Source organism: Herbaspirillum sp. GW821-FHT09A12, assembly GCF_059418325.1.
Window position 1 is genome coordinate 652,271 of sequence record NZ_JBWKPR010000002.1, and the last position, 18,362, is coordinate 670,632.

10 protein-coding genes are annotated in these 18,362 nt (G+C 65.8%); all 10 read left to right on the top strand.

The features are described from left to right. Nucleotides 1-3 precede the first annotated feature (3 nt). The 10 genes from AC07N6_RS08025 (at nt 4) to AC07N6_RS08070 (ending at nt 18,360) form a co-directional block, all read left to right on the top strand. The gene (locus AC07N6_RS08025; RefSeq protein WP_494779784.1) at nt 4-1,620 is read left to right on the top strand and encodes a rhodanese-like domain-containing protein; all 1,617 of its coding nucleotides are present in this window, start codon (nt 4-6) and stop codon (nt 1,618-1,620) included. Nucleotides 1,621-1,699: 79 nt separating this feature from the next. Beyond that, nucleotides 1,700-2,881 (top strand): acyl-CoA dehydrogenase family protein, encoded by a 1,182-nt coding sequence (locus tag AC07N6_RS08030; RefSeq protein WP_494779785.1) that lies wholly within the window; start codon nt 1,700-1,702, stop codon nt 2,879-2,881. A gap of 159 nt (nt 2,882-3,040) precedes the next feature. Continuing rightward, the gene (locus AC07N6_RS08035) at nt 3,041-3,424 is read left to right on the top strand and encodes a hypothetical protein (protein ID WP_494779786.1); all 384 of its coding nucleotides are present in this window, start codon (nt 3,041-3,043) and stop codon (nt 3,422-3,424) included. 104 nt (nt 3,425-3,528) lie between these two features. Next, entirely contained in the window at nt 3,529-4,812 is a 1,284-nt protein-coding gene (locus AC07N6_RS08040; RefSeq protein ID WP_494779787.1) for a TolC family protein, read from the top strand. Nucleotides 4,813-4,823: 11 nt separating this feature from the next. Continuing rightward, nucleotides 4,824-6,080, top strand: a complete 1,257-nt coding sequence (locus AC07N6_RS08045; RefSeq protein ID WP_494779788.1) for an efflux RND transporter periplasmic adaptor subunit — start codon at nt 4,824-4,826, stop codon at nt 6,078-6,080. Between the two features lie 32 nt (nt 6,081-6,112). Continuing rightward, complete coding sequence (locus AC07N6_RS08050) at nt 6,113-9,298, top strand: CusA/CzcA family heavy metal efflux RND transporter (protein WP_494779789.1); 3,186 nt, start codon at nt 6,113-6,115, stop codon at nt 9,296-9,298. 356 nt (nt 9,299-9,654) lie between these two features. Then, nucleotides 9,655-10,950, top strand: coding sequence for an MFS transporter (locus AC07N6_RS08055; RefSeq protein ID WP_494779790.1), 1,296 nt, complete (start codon nt 9,655-9,657; stop codon nt 10,948-10,950). Nucleotides 10,951-11,328: 378 nt separating this feature from the next. After that, nucleotides 11,329-13,557, top strand: coding sequence for an NADP-dependent isocitrate dehydrogenase (locus AC07N6_RS08060; protein WP_494779791.1), 2,229 nt, complete (start codon nt 11,329-11,331; stop codon nt 13,555-13,557). Nucleotides 13,558-13,990: 433 nt separating this feature from the next. Continuing rightward, a complete protein-coding gene (locus AC07N6_RS08065; protein ID WP_494779793.1) occupies nt 13,991-15,142 on the top strand; it encodes a hypothetical protein in 1,152 nt (383 codons plus the stop codon). A gap of 170 nt (nt 15,143-15,312) precedes the next feature. Further along, nucleotides 15,313-18,360: a ShlB/FhaC/HecB family hemolysin secretion/activation protein gene (locus tag AC07N6_RS08070; protein WP_494779794.1), complete on the top strand. Its 3,048-nt coding sequence runs from the start codon at nt 15,313-15,315 to the stop codon at nt 18,358-18,360. Nucleotides 18,361-18,362 lie beyond the last annotated feature (2 nt).

Below are 18,362 nucleotides of genomic sequence, written 5' to 3' on the forward strand. Positions count from 1 at the left end.
ATCATGACCCAGACTCCCGTTATTTCCGCGCTATCCATTCCTTCGCCCACCCTGGCCGCCTGGCTGCGCGATGGCGAAGAAATCGCCTTGATCGATATCGGCGAAGCCGGCCAGTTCGGCGAAGACCACCTGCTGCTGGCGGTCAATCTGCCGTTGAGCCGCTTTGAACTGGATCTGCCGCGCCGGGTGCCGCGCCTCGATACCCGGCTGGCGCTGGTATCCGGTGACGGCACGCTGGCCCAGGTTGCCGCCGCTGCGGCCCTGTCATTGGGTTATCGCGCGGTGTACTGGCTGGAAGGCGGTACCGCGGCCTGGCGCGCGCATGGCTTCAAGACCTTCCAGGGCGTCAATGTGCCCAGCAAGGCGTTTTCCGAATTCGTCGAAAAGGCCTGTCACACCGGCGACATCGAGGCGCAGGAACTGGCTGCCCGGCAGCGGGCCGGCGACGATCTGGTGTTGCTGGATTCCCGTACCCTGGAAGAGCATCGGCGCTTCCATGTCCCCGGCGCGATCAGTTGCCCGGGCAGTGAAATCCTCACCCGCTTCGCCGATGTCGTGCCTTCGCCCGACACCCTGGTGGTGGTCACTTGCGCCGGCCGCACCCGCGGCATCATCGGCGCCCAAAGCCTGATCGATGCCGGCGTGCCCAACCGCGTGCTGGCGCTGGCCGGCGGCACCCAGGGCTGGCGCCTGGCCGGGCTGGAACTGGAACGCCAGCCGGCCCAGGAAAGCGCCCCCGCGTCGGCCCAGGCCCAGGCCATTGCGCGCGACCGCGCAGCCGCGCTGGAACAACGGGAAGCGCTGCCGCGCATCGACCTCGCCACATTGCGCCAATGGCAAGCCGACCAACGCCGCACCACGTTCATCTTCGATATCCGCACCCGCGCCGAACATGAGCACGGTCACTGGCCCGGCGCCATTTGGGTACAAGGCGTGCAATTGATCCAGTGCCTCGATGAATGGGTGGCGGTACGCAATGCCCATGTGGTCCTGATCGATACCGATGGCAGCCGTGCCGTCATCACAGCCCATTGGCTGCAACGGCTGGGCGTGCAGGTGGCGCTGTTCGCGCCTCCGGCCGAAGTGCCTGACAGCATCGCCGCCGCCCCCTTGCCTGCCTTGGCGCGCCGCTGGGAACAGATCGCCGCGTTGAGCCCCGAGGCTGCGCGGCAATGGGTGCACGACGGCGCGCTGGTGCTGGATGCCGGCAGCAGCGAGCGCTATGGCCGGGTACGCTCGCAAGGCGCCGTATGGAGCAACCGCTCCGCGCTGGGGCCGGCGCTGCTGGCGCGCGTGGCCGCCGCAAACCAGATCGTGGTATCGGGCGACGACGATGGCGTGGCGCGCCTGTTGGCGCTGTCCCTGCTGCAACATCTGGCCGATGGCCATCCGGCGCTGCAGATAGCGGTACTGCCGGGCGGGCTGGAAGGATGGCAGGCAGCGGGCCTGCCACTCGACGATACCCCCGCCTTGCCGGCCCGGGACGAACGCATCGATTACCTGTTCTGGCTGCATGACCGCCATGCCGGCAATGCCCGGGCCAGTGCGGCCTACCTGCAATGGGAAGCCGACCTGCCGGAGCTGGTGGGGGATGCATCGGAAGCCGGATACCGCCTGTGACGGCCGGCTTGCCATTTCCCAATAACGCCCGGGTTAACCGCCGAACCCGGGATACGAATAACCGATACACAAGAGCACAATGACAGCCTTCCCTGAAAAACTATTGCAGCGCATCGCCGACGGCGCCGCCCAACGTGATGCACAGCGCGAGCAACCGTTCGCCCTGATCGATGAAATCAAGGCCACCGGCTTCGGCGCGCGCCGCCTGGCTGCCGAACATGGCGGCGGCGGCGCCAGCCTCGCGGAAACTTTCGACGCCGCCATCACCCTGGCCGAAGCCGATCCCAACATCGCGCATATCTGGCGCAACCACCATGTCGCGATCGAGCGCATCCTCAATACGCCATCCGCCCATCCGGCGGTAGCGCGGCTGCGCGATCGCGTACTGGCGGGCGACATGATCGGCGCGGCCAATACCGAACTGGGCCAGGCCCAGATCGGCGGCGGCGGCCCGTTCTCCAGCAGGCTGGTGCGCGAAGGCAGTGGCTATGTGCTCAATGGCAAGAAGTTTTATTCCACCGGTTCGCTGTTTTCGGATTGGCTCTACATGCCGGTGTCATTGGAAGACGGCACCCGCGTGATCGCCATCGCGCCCAAGGGCCGTGCCGGCCTGGACACGGTCGATGACTGGTTCGGCATGGGGCAGCGCCTTACCGGCAGCGGCACCACCTTGCTGGAGAATGTGCGCATAGAGGCTGACGAAGTCTTGCTGCCGGCCGACATTCCCGGCAAACAGGCCGTCTTCGGCTCGACCATCGCGCAGTTGTTCCTCACCGCGGTGATTGCCGGCGTGGTCTCGGCCGTCGCCCGCGACGCCGCCGAACTGCTGGGCAAGCGCAAGCGCAACTACTACTACGCGCCAACCCCGGTGGGCGCGCAAGATCCGCTGCTGCTGTCCGCCTTGGGCGAACGCGAGGCCGATGCCTTCGCGGTGCGCGCCATCGTGCTGGCCGCCGCACGCGTGGCCGACGACGCCTATGCCGCGCTGCAGCGCCAGGATGCCGATGTCGACCGCCATCTGCAAGCTGCCGCCAGCGCCGCCGCCAAGGCCAAGATCACGGTCGACCGCATTGCCCATCACGCCGCGACCGCCTTGTTCGACATCGCCGGCGCCTCGGCGACCCTGGCGCACCTGAACCTGGACCGCCACTGGCGCAACATCCGCACCATCTCCACCCACAACCACGCTGTGCACAAGTCCTATGCATTGGGCAACCTGAGCATCAACGAAGTGCCGCTGCCGACCCAGGGTTTTTTCTGAACCTTGAACGGCATCGCGCTGAAAAACGCCTGGCGGAAATGCGCCGCGCACTTCATCCATGCCCGCGCCAGCGCGCGCAGGAAAAATTGAAGCGCCGCACAATCGCAGGTAGAATCGCTGCGGTCTTCATATTCTCCCGCTGCCCTTTCCCTCGCCCGCATGAAAAAGCTGCTTACGGCCCTGTTGCTTTCGATTACGCTGATCCAGCTGTGCTGGGCGGCGGTCGGGCCGTACAACGAACATGCGGCGACGCTGGCGCGGCATGCCGGCCACCACCAGCTGCAGCCGCAGTCGGATGGCCTGGACAATGCCGTGCAAGCCGGCAAGAAAACCGGCGCCAAGGATGCCGCAGGTTTTTGCAGCAGCTGCGAAATGCAGGCCGGCAGCCTGGGTTATCCGGCCGCCGCCGCCCGGCGCTTGCTGCGCGCGGCATCGCCGGCGCCAGCCGGTTTCACCATCGCGTTTTCTTCCCACATCCCGGACCATCCCGAAGAGCCCGACTGGCTGGCCGCGCATCCGCGCGGCGTTGCGGCCCGGCTCTGAGCCTCCTTTTCCCTCTTCCCTGAAGACTTGCGCCCGACGGCAATGCCGCCGGCGGCAAGAGCTTGTCCGCACGCCGAATCCTTCCCTTGATCCTGGAGAATTCGATGTTCAAGCACGCCCTCGTGCCGGGACTGGCCACGGCCCTGCTATTGCAGGCCGCGCCCATCCTGGCGCACGCCAATGCGGTACTGGCCGGCGCCGCCTGCCCGGCCAGCCAACCGCCGCTGACGCTGGCCGATGCCCAGCGCCTGGCGCACGACAATAACCCCACGCTGTCGGCCGCCAGGCATGCGCTGGCCGCCACCGATGGCGCCCTGCAACAGGCCGGCGCCTGGCCCAACCCAACGTTTTCGATGGAACTCGAAGACACCAAAAAGGCCACCCGCAGCACCACCTACACCCTGTCCCAAACCTTGGAACTGGGCGGCAAGCGCGGCGCTCGCGTGGCCGCCGCCCGCCTTGGCCAGGATGCCGCGCGCAGCCAGCTGGCGGCGCGCGCGGCCGGCTTGCGCGCCGACGTCGCGCAAGCCTGGTTCGAGGTGCTGCACAGCCGGCAACGCCTGGCGCTGGCGCTGCAAAGCGCCGACCTGGCCGAGCGCATGAGCGACGCCGCCGCCCGCCGCGTGCAGGCCGGCAAGCTGTCGCCGGTGGAACAGACGCGTTCGCGCGTGGCGGCATCGTCCGCCCGCCTGGAAGTGAACCAGGCCGAGAGCGAGGCGCGTATCGCCGGCCACAAGCTGGCGACGCTGCTGGGCCGCAGCGCGTCCTGCCTGGGTGAAGCACAGGGCGACGGCGCCATGCTGCCGCCGCTGCCGCAGATTGCCGACGTGGTGCGCCTGGCCGCCGCCGCGCCGTCCGTGCGCCTGGCCGGGATCGAGGTTGACCGCAACAAAGCATTGGCCGATATCGAAAGCAGCAAGCGCATACCCGACCTCACCGTCAGCCTGGGCAACAAGCGCGACGAGGAGGCCGCCCGCAACATGACCGTCATCGGCGTGTCCCTGCCGTTGCCGCTGTTCGACCGCAACCAGGGCAACCTGCTGGAGGCGCTGCGCCGCACCGACCGGGCGCGCGATGAACTGGCGGCCGCCGAGTTGCAGGCGCAAAGCGCCGCCGCCGAAGGTTACGAAACCTTGCGCAACGCCCGCGCCGAGGCGCAGGCGCTGCAGCAAGACGTGCTGCCGGCGGCGCAGCAGGCCTATGCGGCAGCCGCGCGCGGCTTCGAGCTGGGCAAGTTCGGCTTCACCGAAGTGCTGGACGCCCAACGCACCCTGTTCCAGACCCAAACCCAATACCTGCGCGCGCTCTCCGCCGCGCACCGTGCCGCCGCGAGCCTCGAAGCCTTGCTCGGCGCCGAACTCGCGCGCCTGCCCGGCGCCGCCCAATGAAAGGACACCTCATGGACAAGAAACAGAAACTGGCGATCGCCGCCATCCTCATCGTCACGGCGCTGGCCGCAGGCGCCATCACGCTGGGCGGCAAGTCCGGCAGCGACCAGCATGGCGAGCACGGCAAGGAAGACGCCCACGCCGAACATAAGGAAGCCGGCCACAAGGAAGGCGATGACGAGCATGGCGACGAGCAGAGCGCCAAGGCCGGCGACGCGCATGACGGCAATGAACACGCCGCGGCCGAACGCATCGCCTTCAGCGCCGAGCAGATGCGCGTGGCCGGCATCGTACTGGCCGACGCCGGCCTGTCCGACATGGCCGGCATGCTGCCGCTGCCGGGCGAGATCCGCTTCGATGCCGACCGCACGGCGCATGTGGTGCCGCGCGTGGCCGGCGTGGTCGAGGCGGCGCCGGTGCGCCTGGGGCAGGCCGTGAAGAAGGGTCAACTGCTGGCCAGCATCGACAGCGGCGCCATCTCCGACCTGCGCAGCGAAGCGCAGAACGCCCAACAGCGCCTGGCGCTGGCGCGCGACGGCTATGCGCGCGAGAAAAAGCTGTGGGAAGAAAAGATTTCGGCCGAACAGGATTACCTGCAGGCGCGCGCCGCCTTGCGCGAAGCCGAGATCGCCGCGCGTAACGCCGCGCAGAAGCTGGCGGCGCTCGGCGCCGGCGGGGATGGCGGTTCGGGCGCCTTCCAGATCCGCGCGCCCTTCGATGGCGTGGTGGTGGAAAAGCACATCGCCCTGGGCGAAATGGTGAGGGAAGACACGGCGGTCTTCACCCTCTCCGACCTCAACCAGGTCTGGGCCGAGATCGACGTGCCGGCCAGCGCGCTGGATGCGGTGCGGGTGGGCGCGTCGGCCACGGTCAAGGCCAGCGCCCTGTCCTCCTCGGCCAGCGGCAAGGTGGCCTACGTCGGCGCCCTGCTGGGCGAACAGACGCGCACCGCCAAGGCCCATGTGGTGCTTGCCAACCCCGGCGGCGCCTGGCGTCCCGGCATGTTCGTGACGGTGGAAGTGGCGGCCGGCGCGGCCAGGCAGGTGCTGGCGGTGCCCGATGAGGCCGTGCATACGGTCGACAACCGCAGCGTGGTCTTCACCGTTGCGCAAGGCGGCTTCATCGCCCAGCCGGTCAAGACCGGGCGCAGCCAGGGCGGCCGTACCGAAATCCTGTCCGGACTGGAGCCGGGCCAGCGCTATGCCGCCAGGAATGCCTTCCTGGTCAAGGCCGAGCTGGGCAAGGCCAGCGCCGAGCACGCGCATTGATGCCCGCCATGAACCGATAAAGGAAATTTCCCATGTTTGAACGCATCATCAAATTCGCCATCGAGCACCGCTGGCTGGTGCTGCTGGCCGTGCTGGGGATGGCGGCCTGGGGGCTGTACAGCTACCAGCGCCTGCCGATCGACGCCGTGCCCGACATCACCAACGTGCAGGTGCAGATCAATACCCAGGCACCCGGCTACTCGCCGCTGGAAACCGAGCAGCGCATCAGCTATCCGGTCGAAACCGCCATGGCCGGCCTGCCGCACCTGGAACAGACGCGCTCGCTGTCGCGCTACGGGCTGTCGCAGGTGACCGTGATCTTCAAGGACGGCACCGACATCTACTTCGCCCGCCAACTGGTCAACGAACGGCTACAGGAGGCGCGCGGCAAGCTGCCGCCCGGCGCCGAGCCGGCCATGGGGCCGATCTCCACCGGCCTGGGCGAGATCTACCTGTGGACGGTCGAGGCCGGGGACGGCGCGCGCAAGCCGGATGGCACGGCTTACTCGCCGACCGACCTGCGCGAGATCCAGGACTGGATCATCAAGCCGCAATTGCGCAATGTGCCGGGGGTGACCGAGATCAACACCATCGGCGGCCAGGCCAAGGAGTTCCAGGTCGCGCCCTCGCCGGCCCGGCTTTCCTCCTACGGCCTGACGCTGGCCGACCTCAGCGCCGCGCTGGAGAAGAACAACGGCAATGTCGGCGCCGGCTATATCGAAAAGCGCGGCGAGCAATACCTGCTGCGCGTGCCCGGCCAACTGGGCGGCATCGACGACATCGGCAATGTGGTGGTGGCCAACGCCCAGGGCGTGGCGGTGCGCGTGCGCGATGTGGCCGAGGTGGCCATCGGCCGCGAATTGCGCACCGGCGCGGCCACCGAGAACGGCCGCGAGGTGGTGCTGGGCACGGTGTTCATGCTGATCGGCGAGAACAGCCGCAGCGTGTCGCAGGCGGTCGGCCGCAAGATGGACGAGATCAACCGTTCGCTGCCCGAAGGCGTGCGCGCGGTCACGGTGTACGACCGCACCGTGCTGGTGGACAAGGCCATCGCCACGGTCAAGAAGAACCTGGTCGAAGGCGCGGCGCTGGTGATCGCGGTGCTGTTCCTGTTCCTGGGCAACATCCGCGCCGCCGTCATCACCGCCATGGTGATCCCGCTGGCGATGCTGTTCACCTTCACCGGCATGGTCTCCAACAAGGTCAGCGCCAACCTGCTGAGCCTGGGCGCGCTGGACTTCGGCATCATCATCGACGGCGCGGTGGTGATCGTGGAGAACTGCGTGCGCCGCCTGGCCCATGCGCAGCAGCACGCCGGCCGCAAGCTGACGCGCCCGGAACGCTTCCACGAGGTGTTCGCCGCCGCGCGCGAGGCGCGCCGCCCGCTCCTGTTCGGACAACTGATCATCATGGTGGTCTACCTGCCGATGTTCGCGCTCACCGGCGTGGAGGGCAAGATGTTCCATCCGATGGCGCTCACCGTGGTGATCGCGCTGGCCGGGGCCATGCTGCTGTCGGTCACCTTCATCCCGGCCGCCATTGCCTTGTTCATCGGCGAGCGCGTGGCCGAGAAGGAGAACCGCCTGATGCTGGCCGCGCGCCGCGCCTATGCGCCGTTGCTGGACTGGTCGCTGGGCAACAAGCCGGTGATGCTGACCGCCGCCGGCGCCATGGTGCTGCTGTGCACCCTGCTGGGCGCGCGCATGGGCAGCGAGTTCGTGCCCAGCCTGAACGAGGGCGACCTGGCCCTGCAGGCGCTGCGCATCCCCGGCACCAGCCTGACCCAGTCGCTGGAGATGCAAAAACAGATCGAAGCCGTGCTGGTGGAAAAATTCCCCGAAATCGAGCGCGTCTTCGCCCGCACCGGTACCGCCGAGGTAGCCTCCGACCCGATGCCGCCCAACATCTCGGACGGCTACATCATGCTGAAGCCGGAGAGCGAGTGGCCCACACCGAAAAAGACGCGCGATGCACTGCTGGCCGCCATCCAGCAGGAAGTGGCGCGCCTGCCCGGCAACAACTACGAGTTCTCGCAGCCGATCCAGCTGCGCTTCAACGAGCTGATCTCGGGCGTGCGCAGCGACGTCGCGGTCAAGGTCTTCGGCGACGACATGCAGGTGCTGGAGCGCACCGCGCAAGCCATCGCCCAGGCGCTGCAAGCCACACCGGGAGCGGCCGAGGTCAAGGTCGAGCAGACCACCGGCCTGCCGATGCTGACGGTGGCCATCGACCGCGAGAAGGCGGCGCGCTACGGACTGGCCGTGAGCCAGATCCAGGACACGGTGGCCGCGGCCACCGGCGGCAAGGAAAGCGGCGCGGTGTTCGAAGGCGACCGCCGCTTCGACATCGTGGTGCGCCTGGCCGAGGACTTGCGCAACGATCCGGACGCCTTGCTGCGCCTGCCCATTGCGCTGCCGGCCAACGAAGCCGGCCGGCGCGCGGCCTTCATCCCGCTGGGCGAAGTGGCCAGGCTGGAGCTGGCGCCCGGGCCCAACCAGGTCAGCCGCGAGAACGGCAAGCGCCGCATCGTGGTCAGCGCCAATGTACGCGGCCGCGACCTGGGCTCCTTCGTGGAAGACGCCGCCGCGCGCATCGAACAACAGGTGAAGGTGCCGGCCGGCTACTGGACCAGCTGGGGCGGCCAGTTCGAGAACCTGCAGTCGGCGCGCGAGCGCCTGCAGATCGTGGTGCCGGCGGCGCTGTTGATGGTGTTCGTGCTGCTGTTCGCGATGTTCGGCAACGTCAAGGATGGCCTGCTGGTGCTGACCGGCATCCCCTTCGCGCTGACCGGCGGCGTACTGGCGCTGTCGCTGCGCGGCATCCCGCTGTCGATCTCGGCGGCGGTCGGCTTTATCGCCTTGTCCGGCGTGGCGGTATTGAACGGGCTGGTGATGCTGTCCTTCATCCGCAGCCTGCGCGAAGACGGCATGCCGCTCTCGCGCGCGGTCAGGGAAGGCGCCATGGCGCGCCTGCGCCCGGTGCTGATGACGGCGCTGGTGGCTTCGCTGGGGTTCGTCCCGATGGCGCTGGCCACCGGCACTGGCGCCGAGGTGCAGCGGCCGTTGGCGACGGTGGTGATCGGCGGCATCCTGTCGTCCACCATGCTGACCCTGCTGGTCTTGCCGCTGCTGTATCAACTGGCCTATCGCCGTGAGGATGAGCAAGACGCGGCGGCAATAATCCCCGCATCGACCGAGGATCGCCAGCCCGCAAGCTGACGCGGCGCGCCTCGCCTCACTTCGCCATACCAACGCCCGGCCATGCGCCGGGCGTTTTGCATGGCGCCTTCAGCCGGTGACTCAGCCGGTGACGCGACGCGCGCCCTTCGACAGGCTCAGATTAGGGCCATTTCCCGGAGTTTCCTGCGCGGAACCTTTCATCCAGCCATCGAAAAAACCGAAATCTGCATGGCAGCCCCGGCCGCAGCATCCACGCGCCGGTTTTCGGGGATAGAATCGGCGGCGCAATAGCTGACATACCTAAAAAGATCCTGACTACAACCGGTTCCACGCCGGCCGAGACAGGCACAAGACCGGATACACGGTCCGCCAAACACACAATTGAGGCACACATCATGAGTACATCCACATCTTCGCACTCGAAGCTTTCCACGGTGCTGCGCGTCACCAGCGGCAATTTCATGGAAATGTTCGATTTCTTCCTGTTCGGCTTCTACGCGACCCACATCTCGAAAGCATTTTTCCCCAGCGATAACGAGTTCGCCTCGCTGATGCTGACCTTCATGACCTTCGGCGCCGGCTTCCTGATGCGTCCGCTGGGCGCCATCATCCTGGGCGCCTACGTTGACCGCGTCGGCCGCCGCCAGGGCCTGATCGTGACACTGGCGCTCATGGCGCTGGGCACCATGCTGATCGCCTTCGTCCCCGGTTACGCCACCATCGGCGCGCTGGCGCCGCTGCTGGTGCTGGTCGGGCGCCTGCTGCAGGGCTTCTCCGCCGGCGTGGAGCTGGGCGGCGTGTCGGTCTACCTGGCCGAAATGGCCACCCCCGGCAACAAGGGCTTCTATGTCAGCTGGCAGTCGGGCAGCCAGCAGGTCGCCATCATCGTGGCCGCCGCCATCGGCTACGTGCTGTCCACCACCCTGACGCCGGCGCAAGTGGGCGAATGGGGCTGGCGCATCCCCTTCTTCATCGGCTGCCTGATCGTGCCGGTGCTGTTCGTGATCCGCCGCTCGCTGCAGGAAACCGAAGAGTTCCTGCGCCGCAAGCATCGCCCCACCACCGGCCAGATCTTCCGTTCGATGCTCGAGAACTGGAAGCTGGTGATCGCAGGCATGATGCTGGTCTCGATGACCACCGTCTCGTTCTACCTGATCACCGTGTATACGCCGACCTTCGGCAAGAGCGTGCTGAAGCTGTCGACCGAGGCCAGCCTGATCGTGACCTTGTGCGTGGGCCTGTCCAACTTCATCTGGCTGCCGATCATGGGCGCCCTGTCGGATCGCATCGGCCGTCGCCCCATCCTGGTGGCCTTTACCGTGCTGACCATCCTGACCGCCTACCCGGCCGTGAACTGGCTGGTGCATGACGCCACCTTCGGCAAGATGCTGATCGTCGAGCTGTGGCTGTCCTTCCTCTACGCCAGCTACAACGGCGCGATGGTGGTGGCGCTGACCGAAGTGATGCCGGTCGAGGTGCGCACGGTCGGCTTCTCGCTGGCCTATAGCCTGGCCACGGCCTTGTTCGGCGGGTTCACCCCGGCCATCGCCACCGGCCTGATCCAGTACACCGGCGACAAGGCCGCGCCCGGCATCTGGATGAGCGCGGCGGCCGTGTGCGGCCTGATCGCCACCTTCGTCCTCTACCGCAACCAGGGCAACCAGGCGCCGGGCAAAGCGGTGCCGGCCTGAACCAACCCTGCAAGTCACTATTGAAGATTGAATCGGGCCGCATCTGCGGCCCTTTTTTTGGTCTTGATGGCATTGCGGCAACATTTGCCTCGACATCCATGCAAAAATTCTGCAAGTCTTATATAAGAGTTGAAGCATTTCGGCTCGCTTAGGAGTAAACTACCGTCTGTTTTTTGCCGCGGCATCAGAGGGAAAGACGAGACGCTGCCGGAGGAAACCATTTCCCGAGGGAAATGACGATTCGCCGGCAGGAGATTGCCGATCCAGCCAAGGGCATGCGGATGCCTCAGCCACAAGCACACGATGCATCCGCATACCGGACGACAGGACGGCACATGCAGCACAGCACATCAACACACCAACAGCAAGGACACCATCGTGACTACAGGTAACCCGACCATCATCTATACGCTGACCGACGAGGCCCCCTATCTGGCGACCCACTCGCTTCTGCCCATCGTCAAGAAGTTCACTGCGCAAGCCGGTATTGACGTCGTCGAGAGCGACATCTCGGTGGCCGCGCGTATCCTGGCGGAATTCTCCGAGTTCCTGACCGATGAGCAGAAAGTGCCCGATACGCTGGGCGAGCTGGGCGCACTGACCCAGAAGCCGGAAGCCAACATCATCAAGCTGCCCAACATCAGCGCCTCGATCCTGCAACTGCAGGCGGCCATCCGCGAACTGCAGGCCCGCGGCTACAAGCTCCCGGATTACCCGGAAAACCCCAGCACCGACGAAGAGAAGGCGCTGCAGAAGCGCTATGCCAAGATCTCCGGCAGCGCCGTGAACCCGGTCCTGCGCGAAGGCAACTCCGACCGCCGCGCGCCCAACGCCGTCAAGAACTACGCCCGCAAGCACCCGCATTCGATGTCCAAGTGGAGCATGGCTTCGCGCACCCACGTGGCGCACATGCACGGCGGCGACTTCTACGCCGGCGAAAAGAGCCTGACCATCGACAAGGCGGTCGACGTCCGCATGGACCTGGTCACCAAGTCCGGCGAAACCGTCGTCCTGAAGCCGAAGGTCTCGCTGCAGGCCGGCGAGATCATCGACAGCATGTTCATGAGCAAGAAGGCGCTGTGCAAGTACTACGAAGAGCAGATGCAGGATGCCTTCGAGACCGACCTGCTGCTGTCGGTGCACGTCAAGGCGACCATGATGAAGGTCTCGCACCCGATCGTGTTCGGCCACGCCGTGCGCACCTACTACAAGAACACCTTTGAAAAGCACGCCAAGCTGTTCGCCGAGATCGGCGTGAACCCGAACAACGGCATGTCCGGCGTCTACGAGAAGATCAACACCCTGCCGGAAGCCAAGAAGGCCGAAGTGCTGGCCGACCTGAAGGCCGACGCCGCCCTGCGCCCGCGCCTGGCCATGGTCGACTCCGCCAAGGGCATCGACAACCTGCACGCGCCCAACGACGTAATCGTCGACGCCTCCATGCCGGCCATGATCCGCGCCGGCGGCAAGATGTGGAACGCCGCAGGCAAGACCGAAGACACCAAGGCCCTGCTGCCCGAATCGACCTTCGCCCGCATCTACCAGGAAATCATCAACTTCTGCAAGACCAACGGCGCCTTCGACCCGACCACCATGGGCACCGTGCCCAACGTCGGCCTGATGGCCCAGAAGGCCGAGGAATACGGTTCGCACGACAAGACCTTCGAAATCGCCCAGGACGGCGTGGCCCGCATCGTCACCCTGGACGGCCAGGTGCTGCTGGAAGAAAACGTCGAAGCCGGCGACATCTGGCGCATGTGCCAGGTCAAGGACCCGGCGGTGCGCGACTGGGTCAAGCTGGCGGTCACCCGCGCGCGCCTGTCGGGCATGCCGGCCGTGTTCTGGCTGGACCCATACCGCCCGCACGAAGCCGAGCTGATCAAGAAGGTGCGCACCTACCTGAAGGAACACGACACCAACGGCCTGGACATCCAGATCATGTCGCAAGTGCGCGCCATGCGTTACACCCTGGAACGCGTGATCCGCGGCATGGACACCATCTCGGTGACCGGCAACATCCTGCGCGACTACCTGACCGACCTGTTCCCGATCATGGAACTGGGCACCTCGGCCAAGATGCTGTCGATCGTTCCGCTGATGGCCGGCGGCGGCATGTTCGAAACCGGCGCCGGCGGTTCGGCCCCCAAGCACGTACAGCAACTGGTTGGCGAAAACCACCTGCGCTGGGACTCGCTGGGTGAATTCCTGGCGCTGGCCGTGTCCATCGAAGATGTCGGCATCAAGACCGGCAACGCCCGCGCCAAGATCCTGGCCAAGACGCTGGACGCCGCCACCGGCAAGCTGCTGGACAACAACAAGTCGCCTTCGCCCAAGACCGGCGAGCTGGACAACCGCGGCAGCCACTTCTACCTGTCCCTGTACTGGGCCCAGGAACTGGCCGCGCAGAAGGACGACGCCGAGCTGGCCAAGCACTTCGCACCGCTGGCCAAGGCGCTGGCCGAGAACGAGCAGAAGATCGTGGCCGAACTCAACAGCGTGCAAGGCAAGCAGGTCGACATCGGCGGCTACTACCTGCCGGACCGCGCCAAGACCTTCGCCGTCATGCGTCCGAGCGAAACATTCAACAAGGCGCTGGAAGCGATCTGATTCCACACCGAGGTGAATGAGCGCCGCGCCTCGTGCGACGAGGCGCGGCGCCAGCGCAAATGAAAAGAGCCGCAATGCAAATTGCGGCTCTTTTTCCATTATTGCCCCATTCTTTTTCCGCTCCCGCTTTCCGGCGTGTTTGCGACTGCGCGACAATCCATTAAAAATCATTTTAATTCATTGACTTAAGATACTTTTCTCGAAAAATTCTAGAATAGCTTCGACCACTATTAATACTTTTTAAGTATCTTGCTAGCGTATTCAAGATATTTTACATAGTGAAAACACGCTCCTATAATCCCTCCCAACGACAACAACAATTCGCAGCAGGATGCCCGCATGCGGAGGGAGACGCCCGGTAGCACGTAGCGCATGCCCTCCTGCCGCCCGCATCCTGCCATCTCACGCAACCGACGACGGCAGGCTCAGGAATATGGCGGCACAAAGACACTCCGGAAATGGCAAGGCACAGGCGCTTGACGGGTTTGAAGGGCTTGAAGGCGCGGTGAAGGTGCGCAGCAAGCTGGCGCGCCGGCTGGAAAATTTCGCCTATTTCTCTCCCGGCATCGCGGCCCTGGTCTTTGCCATCGTCGCCCTCATGCTGCCGATGCTGCATGCCCGCGCCGCCGAGACGGATGCCATCGACGATGCGCCCCAGGTCATCCGGATCGGCGCCGGCCAGCCTTATTCCTTCGCCGTCTATGCCAACCGCAACCTGCAACAGTTGCCCGCCCATGTCGTCCGTGCGGTGGTGTTCGTGCATGGCGTCAAGCGCAATGCCGACGACTACTTCCAGATCGGGCTGCAGTTGCTGAAAATGGCGCAATTCAGCGCCGCCGACACCCTGCTGGTCGCGCCCAATTTCATGGTCCAGGCCGACCGGGGCTCGTCATCGGCCATGCCGCTGTGGAGCGGCAGCACCTGGATGCAAGGCGAAGCCTCCGAGCGCGGGGTCGATGGCGTGACCTCCTTCCAGGCCCTGGACGACATCGTGCATTACCTGGCCGACCGCAAGCAGTTTCCCGACCTCAAGGAGATCGTGATGATCGGCCACTCCGCCGGCGCCCAGTTGATGCAACGCTATGCGGCGCTGAACGAACTCGACGGCCCGCTGCAGCAGGCCGGGATCGCGCTGCGCTATGTGATCTCCAGCCCTTCGTCTTACGTCTATTTCGAGGCCAGCCGGCCCGACGGCGACGGTTTTTCCCTGCCGAAATCGATCATCTGCCCGGGCTATAACAATTACCGCTACGGCATCGAGAATGCGCCGGATTACCTCAAGCGCCAGAACCTGGACGGCGAACAACTGTTCCGCCGCTACGCCGGCCGCAACATCACCTATATGGTCGGCGCACGCGACGTCAACCCCAACCATCGCTACCTCGACAAGGCTTGCGGCGCCGCGATGCAAGGCGCGACACGGGTCGAGCGCCAGCTCAATTTCGTGCGCTACGAGCGCTTCCTGTCGAACCAATGGCAGATCCCGGTGAACCATCCCGAATTCCAGGTCAAGGGCGCGGCCCACGAGGCTGACAAGCTGTTCCGCTCGGAAGACACGCTGCGCAGGATTTTCCCGCAGCAGTAATGGCACATCGCAGCACCAGCATCCAGCGCTGGATACCGACCGGACGCCAAAGCAGCGTCCGGCAATAGCAGGCAAGGCCGGAGCGCAACAGCGCTCCACGAGGAGGGACCGGTCCACGTCCAATAAAAACCAGACCGGTTGAGGCAAATAACTATAAATCGAGACACAAGATGAAAAAGATCCGCTTTTCCGGATCCGCGCGGCATTTGCTTGCGCGGCGCATGTTCACGCTGATGGCGGCGGCCCCCATCATCCAGTTGATGCCGACGGCGGCGCTGGCGCAAAGCGCCCCGCCCTCCGCCGGCAGCATGTTCGAGACCAACCGCCCCCAGTTGTCGCCGGCAGAACGGGCTCCGGCCATGCCGCAATCGCGCGTGCGCATCGAAAAGGAAAGCGAACCGGGCGATGAAACCCAGGCGCCGGCCGGCGATGTGCGCGTGCATGTGGCCGGATTCAGGCTCTCCGGCAACCAGTCGCTGCCCGACGCCCGGCTGCAGGCCGAACTGGCCGGCCTGGTCGGCCAGGAACTGGATTTTCGCGGCCTGCGCGAAGCGGCCGCCCGCATTACCGCGCTGTACCGCGCCCAAGGCTATCCGGTGGCGCGCGCCTACCTGCCGGCGCAGGAAATTGCCGGCGGCGTGGTCCAGATCGGCGTGCGCGAAGGCGTGATCGGCGCCGTCAGCGCGCAAACCGACCCGCACACGCGGCTGGGCCGCGACACCCTGCAGCACTTCATCGATGCCTTGACGCCCGGCAGCGTGATCCGCGAAGCCGATCTGGAGCGCGTACTGCTGCGCCTGTCCGACATCAATGGCGTATCGGTGCGCGCAGTGCTGCGCCCTTCCGCCCAGGCCGGCGCCGCCGACATCGTATTGATGCTCTCCGAGACGACCGCCTGGACCGCCCGCGCCGCCTTCGACAACTACGGCAACTACTACACCGGCGCCAACCGGCTGTCCGCCACGCTGGGCCTGAACGATGCCCTGGGCCTGGGCGAGAGCTTTACGTTGAATACCCAGAACTCGTTTGAAGGGCTGCGCATCGCCGGGCTCGGCTATGCGATGCCGATCGGCGCCACCGGCGTTTCCATCGGCGCCAATTTCGCCGAGCTGCAATACAACGTCGGCAAGAACCTCAAGGACGCGCAAGCCAGCGGTTCGGCCAAGGTCTCGACCTTCTTCCTCAACAGCTCGCTGCTGCGCAGCCGCAACGCCAACATCAACCTCGGGCTGGCGGCCGAATACCGCCATTTCCAAGACATCACCTCGGCCACCGTGGTCGACAAGTCGGCCGACTTCTGGAGCGCCAGCCTGTCGGGCGACTGGCGCGACAATCTCCTGGGCGGCGGCGGCAACCTGTGGAGCATCCGCGCCGGGCGCGGTTCGCTGGACAAGGAAACGCCCAACGACGCCGCGCTGGATGCGATCACCTCCAGGGCGGCCGGCAACTACAAGAAGGTCAACCTCGGCTTCTCGCGCCTGCAGCAACTGGGCAACGGCTACTCGCTGCTGGGCTCGGTGTCGGCGCAATGGGCCGACAAGAACCTGGATGCCTCCGAAAAGATGAGCCTGGGCGGCCCCAACGGCGTGCGCGCCTATCCGGTGGGCGAAGCGGCCGGCGACCAAGGCGTGCTGGCCCGGCTGGAGCTGCGCAAGCGGCTGGGCATGATCGGCGACGCGGTGGCCGAAGGCGTGCTGTTCGGCGACGCCGGCCGCGTCACCGTCAACAAGACGCCGTGGGACAACAGCCCCAACCGCCTCTCGCGCTCGGGCTATGGCGTGGGCCTGAACCTGTACCACAAGGACATCGTGATGAATGCCGCCTTCGCGGTGTCGCCCGGCGTCGACCCGGCCACCGAGCAGCGCAATGCGCGTCGCGTGTGGGTCTCGGTATCGGGCTCGCCGCAGGCTTTCGCCGGCCTGGCCAGCGACTTGAGAAGCAAGGGCGAGGATTTCGAAGAGCCGGAAAACGCATTCGTCCTGTACGGCTCGCTGGGACTGGTCCCCGAATACGTGAACCGCTACGGCTCCACGCCGCAGGCGGCGGCCGACCAGAGCAAGCTGGCCACGCCCAACGGCCGCAACATGAACAGCTTTTGGCGCGTGCGCGACAACGTCTCCTACATCGGCGCACGTAGCGGCATCCCGTTGTACCAGCAATGGAAATTCCTGTGGCAGCTGGAACTGGGCCTGTCCCTGAACTACACCAACCGCAGCGATCCGTCGGTGCCCGACTGGACCCACTCGCAAGACCTGCGCAACACCGGCGTGGCGCTCAACAACCCGGCCTACGGCACCCTGATGTACGGCAACTGGGATACCCCGATGAAGGAGAGCATGACCTCGCTCGATCCCTTCCAGGCCCGCACCAGCGCCGCGCACTACAACCTGATCGGCTCGCCGGGCTTCATCACCAGCATCACCAAGAACTCAGGCCCGGTCGGCACCGCCTCCTCGTCCAATAACGACGATGCCGCCTTCAACCGCCGCCAGGCCGGCCTACTGGCCTACTGGACACCCAAGTGGAATGGCCTGCAAGCCAAGCTGGCCATCTCGGACAACAGCATGAAGGCCGCTGCCGACGTCAATACCGGCTACCTGTACAGCGGCAGCCTGAGCTGGGAATATGGCGGCTTCACCGCCATCGTCGCCGCCGAGCAGCACATCAATTACTTCGGCATCGCCAGCCTGGGCCGCAATGCGCGCGGCGTGGGCAGCAACACCGCGGTCACCGCCGGCACCTCGTCTTCCGACTTCAGCTTGCGCTACGGCCTGGGCTACGACTTCGGCGCCACCAAGGTATCGCTGATCGCCGACGACCTCTCTTACTCCGAATACGGCGTCGTCAACACCAGCACCACCTCGACCGACCTGTCCAACTACCGCCGCCGCGCCTACATGCTGGGCCTGTCGCACAAGATCGGCGCCTGGACGCTGCTGGCCAATGCCGGACGCGCCCTGCCCGGCGAATGCAGCATGATCTCGGGCAACAACGTGAAGTGCTCCACCGACGGCATGGGCGCCAGCCAGCAGGCCTACGGCTTCTCCTACGCCTGGAGCCGGCAGACCCGCATCTTCGGGCAATACACGGTGCTCAGGAACAACGCGCTGGCCAACTACAACTATGCGGTGGCCGGCGTGTTCGGCGCCAGCGGCCTGTCCTCGGGCGTGGGCACCACCATCCGCGCCATCGGCCTGGGCATCAATTACACCTTCTGAGG

Bases quoted from the DNA above. Each gene is read 5' to 3' on its own strand.
- AC07N6_RS08045 (WP_494779788.1), top strand. From the start codon at position 4,824: ATGGACAAGAAACAGAAACTGGCGATCGCCGCCATCCTCATCGTCACG.
- AC07N6_RS08040 (WP_494779787.1), top strand. From the start codon at position 3,529: ATGTTCAAGCACGCCCTCGTGCCGGGACTGGCCACGGCCCTGCTATTG.
- AC07N6_RS08050 (WP_494779789.1), top strand. From the start codon at position 6,113: ATGTTTGAACGCATCATCAAATTCGCCATCGAGCACCGCTGGCTGGTG.
- AC07N6_RS08070 (WP_494779794.1), top strand. From the start codon at position 15,313: ATGAAAAAGATCCGCTTTTCCGGATCCGCGCGGCATTTGCTTGCGCGG.
- AC07N6_RS08030 (WP_494779785.1), top strand. From the start codon at position 1,700: ATGACAGCCTTCCCTGAAAAACTATTGCAGCGCATCGCCGACGGCGCC.
- AC07N6_RS08065 (WP_494779793.1), top strand. From the start codon at position 13,991: ATGGCGGCACAAAGACACTCCGGAAATGGCAAGGCACAGGCGCTTGAC.
- AC07N6_RS08055 (WP_494779790.1), top strand. From the start codon at position 9,655: ATGAGTACATCCACATCTTCGCACTCGAAGCTTTCCACGGTGCTGCGC.
- AC07N6_RS08035 (WP_494779786.1), top strand. From the start codon at position 3,041: ATGAAAAAGCTGCTTACGGCCCTGTTGCTTTCGATTACGCTGATCCAG.
- AC07N6_RS08025 (WP_494779784.1), top strand. From the start codon at position 4: ATGACCCAGACTCCCGTTATTTCCGCGCTATCCATTCCTTCGCCCACC.